Origin of the sequence: Streptomyces sp. E2N166, from assembly GCF_003671715.1 — a bacterium.
GTDB lineage: Bacteria > Actinomycetota > Actinomycetes > Streptomycetales > Streptomycetaceae > Streptomyces > Streptomyces thinghirensis.
In genome coordinates, this window is sequence record NZ_RAIF01000032.1 from 407,771 (window position 1) to 408,978 (window position 1,208).

Consider the following 1,208-nt stretch of genomic DNA (forward strand, 5'->3'; position numbering starts at 1 on the left):
CCTCGTCGGACCGGTCGCGCACCCCGTGCACCGTGGCGGCGTACGCGAGTTGCCCGCGCTCACAGGCCGCGGCCCCGCGCTCGTCGTCGCTGTGGGCGAGCGCCTCGGCGGTGCGCAGCGCGTCCTCGGCCTCCGCCCAGCCCTGCTCGGTGTACAGACACCGCTCCACCAGCAGCGCGGTCCGCTGCAAGGCGGTGGCCGCGGTGACCGGCTCCAGCAGGGCCGCCGCGTCGGCCCAGCAGGCGCGCGAGCGCAACCGCCACACGGCGGTCTGGAGCGGATCGTCACCTTCGGTCGTTCCCCAACCAGAACCAGCCATGGCGGAATGCGCCACGTCGCCCTCCCCTTAGCACGCCATCGAGCTCTCGAGTGGTGGCCGCATCTCAGCACGGATCCGGCGGCCCGGCCAAGAGGATGGGTGAAATTTTTCACAAAGTGGGGGACTTCCCGGTCCGGAGGTTTGGGAGCGTCCGGGCCTTCCCGCGCACGCGGCTCAGCTCATCCGCAGTGCCAGGAAGAAGTCCAGCTTGTCCTCCAGGCGCGACAGGTCACGCCCCGTCAACTGCTCGATCCGCCCGACGCGGTAGCGCAGCGTGTTGACGTGCAGGTGGAGGCGGCTCGCGCAGCGCGTCCAGGAGCCGTCGCTGTCGAGGAACGCCTCCAGCGTCGGGATCAGCTCGGCGCGATGGCGGCGGTCGTAGTCCCGCAGCGGGTCCAGCAGCCGGGCCGTGAAGGCCCGGCGGACGTCGTCGGGGACGAAGGGGAGGAGGAGGACGTGCGAGGCCAGTTCCTGGTGGCCGGCCGCGCAGACCCGTCCGGGGCGCGCCGCGGCCACGCGCCGCGCGTGCCGGGCCTCCTCCAGCGCGCCGCGCAGCCCTTCCGCCGAGTGCACGGCCGCGCTGACGCCGAGCGTGACCCGCCCGTCGCCGTCCAGCCCCGCGGACAGCGGCTCCCGTACGGACTCCAGCAGCGCGTCCGCGAGGATCCCGGTCTCGGAGCCGTCGTGCTCGCTGGAGACCGCCGGCAGCGGTACGAGGGCGACGGCCTCGTCGCCGGTGTGCGCCACGGCGATGCGGTCGGACTGCTCGGGGCCCGTGGCGAGCGGGTCGACGAGGATCTCCTCCAGCAGGGTCTGGGCGACCGGGCCGGTCTCCGCCGAGCCGTCCTCCCACTCGACGCGGGCCACGACGACCTGCCAGTGCGGGGCC

Annotated in this window: 1 protein-coding gene and 1 pseudogene; both read right to left on the reverse strand. The window is 74.0% G+C overall.

The features are described from left to right. A pseudogene (locus EBH09_RS28950) lies at positions 1-334 on the reverse strand (hypothetical protein); the annotation flags it as partial. A gap of 159 nt (positions 335-493) precedes the next feature. Next, on the reverse strand, positions 494-1,208 hold a 715-nt coding region (locus EBH09_RS28955), incomplete at its 5' end, for a helix-turn-helix domain-containing protein (RefSeq protein ID WP_193776594.1).